Annotated in this window: 10 protein-coding genes; all 10 read left to right on the top strand. The window is 32.8% G+C overall.

All coding sequences use genetic code 11. The annotated features are described in order from the left end of the window. The first annotated feature begins 190 nt into the window (after positions 1 to 190). Positions 191 to 325 carry a hypothetical protein gene (locus tag CN514_RS26535; protein WP_286141683.1) on the top strand — a complete coding sequence of 45 codons (135 nt, stop codon included), beginning with the start codon at positions 191 to 193 and terminating at the stop codon, positions 323 to 325. A gap of 157 nt (positions 326 to 482) precedes the next feature. Further along, on the top strand, positions 483 to 917 hold the full coding sequence (locus CN514_RS14145; RefSeq protein ID WP_098233148.1) for a DUF4304 domain-containing protein: 435 nt from the start codon (positions 483 to 485) through the stop codon (positions 915 to 917). 126 nt (positions 918 to 1043) lie between these two features. Further along, positions 1044 to 1202: a hypothetical protein gene (locus tag CN514_RS25750; protein WP_176525917.1), complete on the top strand. Its 159-nt coding sequence runs from the start codon at positions 1044 to 1046 to the stop codon at positions 1200 to 1202. 376 nt (positions 1203 to 1578) lie between these two features. Next, positions 1579 to 1944: a hypothetical protein gene (locus CN514_RS14150; RefSeq protein ID WP_098233149.1), complete on the top strand. Its 366-nt coding sequence runs from the start codon at positions 1579 to 1581 to the stop codon at positions 1942 to 1944. Positions 1945 to 2046: 102 nt separating this feature from the next. Beyond that, a complete protein-coding gene (locus CN514_RS14155) occupies positions 2047 to 2337 on the top strand; it encodes a hypothetical protein (RefSeq protein WP_098233150.1) in 291 nt (96 codons plus the stop codon). Positions 2338 to 3972: 1635 nt separating this feature from the next. Then, positions 3973 to 4266 (top strand): reverse transcriptase family protein, encoded by a 294-nt coding sequence (locus CN514_RS14160; RefSeq protein WP_217993928.1) that lies wholly within the window; start codon positions 3973 to 3975, stop codon positions 4264 to 4266. Between the two features lie 432 nt (positions 4267 to 4698). Continuing rightward, positions 4699 to 5691 carry a LacI family DNA-binding transcriptional regulator gene (locus CN514_RS14165; protein WP_235821703.1) on the top strand — a complete coding sequence of 331 codons (993 nt, stop codon included), beginning with the start codon at positions 4699 to 4701 and terminating at the stop codon, positions 5689 to 5691. Between the two features lie 128 nt (positions 5692 to 5819). Continuing rightward, positions 5820 to 7277, top strand: coding sequence for a sucrose-specific PTS transporter subunit IIBC (locus CN514_RS14170; RefSeq protein ID WP_098233151.1), 1458 nt, complete (start codon positions 5820 to 5822; stop codon positions 7275 to 7277). A 63-nt stretch (positions 7278 to 7340) separates the two neighbouring features. Further along, a complete protein-coding gene (locus CN514_RS14175; protein WP_098233152.1) occupies positions 7341 to 8816 on the top strand; it encodes a glycoside hydrolase family 32 protein in 1476 nt (491 codons plus the stop codon). 71 nt (positions 8817 to 8887) lie between these two features. Next, positions 8888 to 9777, top strand: an 890-nt coding sequence (locus tag CN514_RS14180; protein ID WP_098233153.1) for a carbohydrate kinase family protein, incomplete at its 3' end; no start/stop codon positions are given.

Genomic DNA, 9777 nt, shown 5'->3' on the forward strand with positions numbered 1-9777 from the left:
CTGTTTAGTCGATTTTTTTTATTTCTCTAAATGGCAGAATAATTGAACAAGGAAGCAACACTTTATTGTCGAAATAAGTTAAGAGATAAATTTTTTAATCAAACTAATAGGAGTGTTTGATATAAAAAGGATTTGTAATCAATGCCAAACTGAAATGATAGAAGAATGTAAAGTAACTGTTGAAGGTGATTTGAGTGGTATTAAAATTAGTCAAAAAGGTAAAGGATTTTTCAATAATATATCAGCAAAAACAAAAGCAACTGTATGCCCAAATTGTGGTTATGTTGCTTTTTATATTGACGAGTACAAAGAATTTAAAAAGTAAATCCTTATGTAACTAACGCATGCATTAGTTGAATAACAAAAAGTAAAGATCACAAATTGTGGTCTTTTTTCATTCCCTTATTCAACATAATGGCAGATTAGTTCAATAAGGAATGTTATTCTAGGAATAGAAGAAAATGCTATAAAAAGGAGTTTTTATGGATATTAAGGAGTTCAAAAAATTCGTAGATGAAGTTCTTCTAACCAAAGGAATGAAAAAAAGAAGAAGTAATTATTACTTTGACAATGAAGAAATTATTTCTGTATTAGGTTTACAAAAAACAAGTTATACAAACGGGTATTATCTTAACTTTGGCTATGTTATTAAAGATTTGAACACTAAGGAACACCCTAATTACACTGACGGTAATATACGCCTTCGTTTCGAATTTAAAATTAATAGAAAGTTAACTGATCTTATTGACATTTATAATGTGGAAAAAGAACTATTAATTGAGCAATTTCATAAGAATATTAACAATTACATACTTCCAATAAAGAAAATATCAGATTTACAAAAGTTAATTAAAAAAGAACCTGAACTCTTATCTCAAGCTACACTTGAAACAAAAAAATTCCTTAATATGAATTAATGCTTATACAACTAAAGTAGTGCAATAGTTCAATAAAGATTGAGAGTTCTTGATCGGCTTAAATATAGAATAAAACAATCATTTAAATTTAGTAATCAATGGATTATTTTAATTAGGAGAATATAAATGTCTAATTATGTGAATATCGAGAATTTTAAAAAGTGGGTAATTGAGAAAGATTTAGAAAATGAAACTATAAAAGGGTTTTGGGAGAACTTTAATAGTTGGAAGGAAGAATATCCTGAAGAATATATAGAAACTTTTGAAGAAGGATTTGAACTATAGAAACTTTCTACATATATTAAATCAGTTTCATTTACATTTACTAACTGGCCAGATGATGATTTTAATCATATAGTTATTCGTCTTAGTTTTGAATACGATGATTCAGTGGTAGGGGAATATAGGATGGTTTTTGATTATGATACTGGTGAAATATTTGATGATGTATTTCATGTATACTAATTATGAATCGCATTTTCTTATTCAACTAAAGCAATGCGATACTTCGATAGAAGATCGCTTTTTTTTATTAAACATAATGGCAGATTAGCTTAATAAGAATAACTTAATTTTTGTGGAAAAAAGGAGCAACCCCCCCAATTTACTGAAAATTCAATAAAGTTTACAATATAAATATCAAAGCTTTTAGGAGGATCACATGAAACGTATTTTAATGATTTTGTTTTGCACATTTCTTTTATTTGGTTGTTCAATGAAAACGAAAACAGAAAGTAAAGTTAGTCAAGCAGTTGCAATTGTTGGCGTTACGGCCGTCGACACAATTATTTATTCGACTGATCAAGACAAGAGTCTAATTAAGTCCATTACAAAAGGATTCGATGCTAAAAAATCGCAAAACGCTCAGATGGATATTTCTGATTTAAAGCTAACTATTATTAACGATTCTGGTAAGAAAGAGAATTTTGAAGTGAATTACAAGCAAAGTATCTATTCATATAAAGGTGACGTATACAAACTTGATTCAAACATAACAAAATTACTTGAGGAACAGTTTATGAATTAAATCTTATGCAACTAACGCAGTGCATTAGTTGTATAAGATAAGTTGATAAGAATGAAATATATTGGTAAATGTTATTGTAAATCACCTTATAGGAGAGAATAAATGAATCTTTTTGGATTAATTGTTATTTGTACAATTGGCGGTTTTTTCTTAACTTTATTTACAATAGCAAATCCAGTTTTGGGTGGAGGGGTTTGCTTTGGTATCATTTTAGGGTGTCTCTTAAAGGGGTTATTTTTACTAAGAGAAATACGAGATAATATATCATCATCACCGTCAGAATCCAATACTATAAAAAAGCATAAAGTAAAGGAAGCATACGAAAGCTATTTAAAAGAAAAAAATATCAACAAAATTGTAGAAAAATATTCCATAAAAAATAATAAAAATTAAGCGTAATAAATTTTGTAATTGAACTATTCCTTAAGTAACTAACGCATGCTTAAGTTGAAGAACATGAGTCGCTAAATGTGGCTCTTTTTTTATTAAACAAAATGGCAGATTAGTTAAAGAAGGAATTACTGTAAATATATGGAATTTAAAAATAAAAAAGATTGGAGCAAAGCATGCGTTCAAGAAAATACTTTTTAACATATTTATTATTGAGTATTTCGTTTGTAATAGCTTTTTTAGTGACAGCGTATCTTATGAATGGTACTTTGAGAAGTTCTCATTTTGCTACTGCTTTTGGAGGAGGAGTCGCGCTCTTTCTTTATTGTATATTAAGAAAAAATACTTCTACTAAGAAATAGGAATTTAGTAACATTACATACTTCTTATACAACTAAAGCAGTGCTTTAGTTGTATAAGAACTTAGGAGCTGATCTTTCAATTAGCCCCTATTTTTTATTTGGCAGTTTATTCAATGAGGAGTAGGAATTTCTTGATAAATACAGAATATATCATTAAAAGTTGATTAATAAGTAAGGGGAACAGTTTATGAAAGATTCTATATATAAAATTCTTCATATAGTGTTGTTGATTGGAATTTGTATTTTGCTATATCGTATTGGAACTGAGCTCGATAAAATTGGTGATACAATATGGCGAAGTAATTTTGAATAAAATATTTTTCTCTTATTCAACTAACGCATGCGTTAGTTGAAATGCACCTAGAGTAGTTCAACAAAAGGAGTATTCATCATGTTTGTATATATAATCTGTTTGTAGCGATTGTTATAATCCTATTAGTATCATTTTTCTTCTACTTTTCTTATAAAATTATAAGAGGAAAAAAGACAATTAATTCTTGGATTACATTGATTGGATTATCCGCGTTTATATTTATTGTTATTTGGCAGGTGTTAATTGCTCTTGGTGTTGTTCAACCATGAGATTATTATTGAACTAACTCATGCAATAGTTGAAGATCACAAGCTGCTAATATGCGGCTTTTTGTGCGACGGGCAGTCGCATAGGGTGCTGACTTAGTCAGCGCCCTTCATTTGCTTATCTAGACAGAGACGACACCTCGGTGTAACGACTGAATGAAGGATAAATTAATGAATTCCAGATGGTGAAAATCCATCCTCGAGGAGACTGACCTAGCTCGAGAAGTCTAATCTAGGGCATTATCGTGAGGTATTGTCTGAAGGAGATGCGGTAAATCGAGAGACCCGTAGACGAAAAGATAGACCCTAATGCAAGAAGTGTGAAGCACGGCGGCGGAGTAAGTTGACGACTTTTCGAAGAGTGAGGAAGCCCACTAAAATGGCATTTTCTTTAGAAGTCAGAACGAGGAAATGTGGCTTATAACGTGATGGTGCAGGGTATGTTTTGAAGGAAAATGCGATGACCCCGTGAGGTCTCTACCTTACCGAACAGGCAGGGTTCTAATCTATAAGGGAAATCCGAAGTGATGATGAACTGGTAGAGAAGTCAGACGTTCTCATAGTACGGAAGTAGTTTATGACCATAACATCGAATGAACGGAAGGGGAACGACCTATGGCTCCAAGTCATGGACAAGATGGAATGTTAACAATCAAGTTACGAGGTAAAACCGTTTGGATGAACATCAAGGAAAGGCATGGAATACGTAATGAATCAAGAGTGGAAATTTAAATTACACAGTGTTTATGGTCAATTATTATTCGACCGCAAATTAACTCAAAGCTTTGAACAAGTTAAGGCGAATAAAGGAACAGGTGGTATTGATGGTGAATCAATAGAAAGCTATGAATCAAACCTGCATGAAAATATCATGTCTTTACTTGAAAAGTTGAAAGCAAACACTTACCAAGCACAACCAGTTAAAAGAGTATACATACCAAAGAAGAATGGAAAGAAACGTCCTTTGGGAATCCCGACAATATTACTGTAGAATCTATGAAAATACAAAATACAAATCTAAAATAATATTTAAACAGCCATCCAAGATTTGTTTTAATCTAATTAATTGGGCAAAATAACGTTGGTAAGTAAGCTTATTGGTAAAGAATAATGGGGAAGTATGTGTTTTGGGAATAGCAATAATTAATATTTAACAAGTTAAAACAATTGTAGCACGACAGATTTTTCAATTTTTGCTCCTACTGTTTAAATTGTGATAATAGACAAGTTTGTCATATCTCCTAAATTTTCACTTATAATTGGATTGGCTAACGATACTTGATTTTAATTTGTTAGCATTAATTAAGCTTTAAAAAAAGTAGATTATATAATACAATTTTTTTAGCACATACGTTTGTTCTGTATTTACTAATGGTAGGTTAAATGCTTGTGAGAAAAAATTCAACTAATGGGAGTGAAGGAAATGACAATTTCTGATATTGCCAAACTAGCTGGGGTTGCTAAGAGCACGGTATCACGTTATCTTAACGGAGGATCAGTTAGTGAAGGAACAAAAAGAAAGATTGAAAATGTTATTATAAACACTGGGTATATTCCAAATACTTTCGCACAAAGTCTCAAAGCAAAGAGAACAAATATTATAGGCACAGTTATTCCTCGTCTAGATTCATATGCGGCTGCTAAAACATTAATTGGAATTGATGAGGAATTAAGGGCTTTAAATTGTCAAATGCTTATATCAAATACTAGTCAGGATTTAGACCGAGAGCTTGAAAGCATTTATGGCTTTGCAAGACAAAAAGTAGCTGGAATAATCTTGATGGCTACACAGATAACAGATGCGCATTTAGAGGCGTTTAAAAAAATACAAATACCTGTCATCTTAGTTGGTCAACTCCATCACGAAATATATAGTTTAATTCATCAAGATTACGAATCTGGTTACGAGATGGGTAAATATGTTTTGTCAAAGGGCCATCGTAACATTGCATTCCTAGGTGTTACAGAAAAAGATATTGCTGTAGGTGTTAGACGTAAAGAAGGATTTAAAAAAGCTTTAGAGGAGGTAGTAGATTGCAATGTAAGATTCCATGAAACAAGTTTTAGCATGATGGAAGCTTTAAAACAGGCCACATTGATAATTGAAAAATATAAACCTTCAATTATAGTGTGCGCAACAGATAATATAGCGCTTGGAGTTTTAAAAGCTGCATCTTTAAAAGGGTTAAGGATTCCCGAAGACCTATCAATTACAGGATTTGGTGGATACGATGTTACAGAGGTGATTCATCCAGGATTAACCACTATTAAGTATTTTTATAAAGATGCAGGTCAAGTGGCCGCTAGGAATATAGTTAAATTAGTTAATGGGGAAGATGTCAATAAAGTTACACATTCGAAATTTAAATTAATCGAAAGAGAAAGCGTTGACAATCGAATTGTTAATATTTTATAATCAAGTTGAAACCGGTTCCAAAAAGTATGATTTATTTTGAAACCGGTTCCTTTTGAGTGTCAAACCAGGTGTTTTGTTTTTTTAATGTATTTCGGAACCGGTTTCAATAAAAAAAGGAGGTATTTATTATGGATTTTAAAAAGATTGCAGAAGAGACATTCGAAGCAATAGGTGGAAAAGAGAACATAACTGCCGCGGCTCATTGTTCAACACGTCTAAGACTAGTATTAAAAGATGAAGAAATTATTGATCAAAAAAAATTAGATGAACTAGAAGAAGTGAAAGGGACGTTTTCTACGGGTGGACAGTATCAAATAATATTTGGTGCGGGTATAGTAAATGAAGTGTATAAAGAGCTTGCAAAGTTAGCTGGCATTTCAGAAATGTCAACTAAAGATGTAAAAGATGCTGGTACAAAGAAAATGAATATACTTCAACGTTTTGTGAAAATGCTTTCAGATATTTTTGTTCCAATTATCCCAGCCATTGTCGCTGGAGGCTTACTAATGGGGATTAACAATGTGTTGACGGCACAGAATTTAATTATTGAGGGTAAGTCATTGGTGGAAGCTAATCCTGCACTTGCAGATTTAGCTTCACTTATTAATACGTTCGCTAATGCAGCATTCGTATTCCTTCCAATATTAATTGGTTTTTCAGCAACGCAACGTTTTGGAGGAAATCCCTATCTAGGTGCGGCACTTGGGATGTTAATGGTTCATCCGGACTTACTAAATGGATACAGTTATGGTGCGGCATTAATAAATAATGATATTCCGGTATGGAAGATTTTTGGTTTCGAGATTGAAAAGGTAGGGTATCAAGGTAGTATATTACCAGTTCTCGTTTCATCTTTTATTCTTGCTAAAATAGAAATAAACTTGCGAAGAGTAATTCCTTCAGCAATAGACAATCTATTAACTCCATTACTTACTATTTTTATTACAGGTATTATAACTTTCACGGTAGTTGGACCATTTACACGCACAGCAGGTAACTTATTAACGGATGGTTTAATATGGTTATACGATACAACTGGATTTATTGGTGGAGCCATAGTTGGCCTTATCTATGCACCAATCGTTATAACTGGAATGCATCACAGTTTTATTGCAGTAGAAACACAATTATTAGCTGATATTGGTAAAACAGGAGGATCATTCATATTTCCAATTGCAGCAATGTCTAATGTAGCACAGGGTGCAGCAACAATTGCCATTTTTCTTATCACAAGAGATAAAAAAGTTAAAAGTACTGCCTCGGCTAGTGGTATCTCAGCACTTTTAGGAATTACTGAGCCTGCAATGTTTGGAATTAATTTAAAATTAAGGTATCCATTTATAGGTGCAATAATTGGATCGTCTGTTGGTTCTTTATTTGTAACGTTATATAAAGTAAAAGCAGTTGCGCTCGGAGCAGCTGGTATCCCTGGTATTATTTCGATAAAACCTACAAGCATTATTCCGTATATTGTTGGAATGGTGATATCTTTTTCGATAGCATTTATTGTAACACTGGTACTAGCAAAAAGAGATGAAAGAATAACTGCTACTAAAATGTCATCCGAAAAAGCAATTTATTCATAAGTGCTTCAAAAGAAGAGGGGGAATTTAAATTTTCCCCTCTATTATTTTAAAGGAGTGAAAAAAATGGAGTGGACAAAAGAACTACTTTACCGCCAGTTAGAAGAAGTTAGTAATGAAGAATTGGCTGTACTAAAATCTAAAGTAGATAATTGTCCATGGAGGCAATCTTTTCATATTCAACCAAACACAGGGCTTTTAAATGATCCGAATGGATTCTCGTATTTTAATGGGGAATATCATCTGTTTTATCAGTGGTTTCCACTTGGTCCTGTGCATGGGTTAAAATATTGGTATCATGTTAAATCAAAGGACCTTGTACATTGGGAAAACGATGGAATTGGAGTAAAGCCGAATAAATACTACGATAGTCATGGAGCATACTCAGGGTCAGCCATAGAACATAAGAATAATCTGTATTTATTATATACAGGAAATACACGTGATGAACATTGGGTAAGACATCCTTTTCAATGCATTGCTATAATGGGTAAAAGGGGGGGGATTACAAAACTAGATACCCCTGTAATCTCTGACGTACCACATGGATACACAGATCATTTTCGTGATCCAAAAGTATGGAAGGTAGGAGAATTGTTTTATGCAATAATTGGAGCACAAAGAAGTAATAAAACTGGCTGTGTAGTTTTATATAGTTCACCAGATTTGTTTAAATGGACATTTGAAGGGGAAATTAGGACAAAAATGGATTCATTTGGATACATGTGGGAGTGCCCTGATTACTTCGAATTACAAAATCAAGGAGTACTCATTTTTTCACCTCAAGGTATAGAACCAGAAGGAGACAAGTATCAGAATATTTATCAGTCTGGATATGTGTTAGGTAAAAAATTAGATCTACTGCAAAAAGTTATGGAACATGGAGAATTTATAGAGCTTGATCGTGGCTTTGATTTTTATGCACCTCAAACTACAATTGATTCATCAGGGCGTCGTCTTTTAGTAGGATGGATGGGTTTACCTGAAATTAAGTATCCTACAGATCAAAATGGATGGGCGCATTGTTTAACTATTCCTCGAGAATTGTCAGTACAAAATGGGAAATTAATTCAACAGCCAGTGAGGGAGCTTGAGTCACTTCGTAAACAGGAAGCTAGAACAAAAAATATTATTAATAGTGAATTAAAGATGATAAATAATTTCACAGGAACATCATATGAGATGATTTGTGAGTTTAAAAATATAGATGCATCTGAATTTGGGATTGAATTTAGGACAAGTAAAAAAGAAAAAACGGTATTGACCTATGATGTTATAGAGAAAAAGGTTATACTCGATCGTACTTTTTCTGGAAAAACCATTGATTCTCCTTTTGGAACGATTAGGAAATGTAGTCAGGAATTAAAACAAGATAAAATTAAGATTCATATGTTTGTCGATGTTTCTTCAGTTGAGATTTTCATAAATGATGGTGAAGAAGTAATCACGAGCAGGATTTTCCCAAAAGAAGAAAGCACTGGAATTCGTTTCTTTGCATCACGTGGAAGTGTTAAACTTCAAGCAGTGAAATGGGATTATTAACTTTTTAAAATTTTAACATGTTAAATTTGATGCTGATAAAGTAGAGACTTTAAAAGTGATGAGGTGGAAAAGTGGGACAACTATATTCAATCGGTGAAGTATTAATTGATTTTATTCCTTTACAGAAAGGTAGACCTTTAAAGGATGTTACTTCTTTTGAGCGTGCACCTGGTGGCGCACCTGCAAATGTCGCTGCAGCAGTAGCTAAGTACGGTGGCAGCGCGTCCATGATTACAAAAATAGGAGAAGATGCTTTTGGTGACTTTATATGTGATCAATTATCGGCCGTTGGCGTCAAGACAGATAAAGTTTTAAGAACTACTGATGCTAATACTGGCTTAGCTTTTGTTTCCCTTCGGGAAAACGGTGATCGTGACTTTTCATTTTACAGAAATCCTTCTGCCGATCTATTACTAACTGAGGAAGAAGTTAAAGATGAATGGTTTACAAAAAACGATATTCTTCATTTCTGTTCCGTTGATTTAGTTGAAAGTCCGATGAAGCGAGCTCATATAAAAGCAATAAAATCAATTATTACAAAAGGTGGAATTGTTAGCTTCGATCCAAATGTACGTCTTCCTCTTTGGAAAAACCCCGAGGCATGTAAAAATACTATTTTAGATTTTATTCCTCTGAGTCATATTGTAAAGATTTCTGATGAAGAACTCGAATTCATAACTGATATTACAGATGTAGAAGAAGCAATTTCTACTTTATTTAGGGGTGAGGTAAAGGCTATTATTTATACAAAAGGTTCAAAGGGTGCGGAGCTTTACTTAAATGGTAAAAACTTTGAATCAAAAGGATTCAAAGTTGAAGTACAAGATACAACTGGTGCAGGTGATGCTTTTATTGGGGGGATTTTATTCAAATTGCTTGAGAAGAAAGCAACTCAGGTTAATTTAGTGGAATTATTTGAGAAAAACTATCAAGAATTCCTTGCATTTGCAAATGCCAGTGG

It is taken from the genome of Bacillus sp. AFS001701 (genome assembly GCF_002559405.1).
Taxonomy (GTDB): Bacteria; Bacillota; Bacilli; order Bacillales; family Bacillaceae_G; genus Gottfriedia.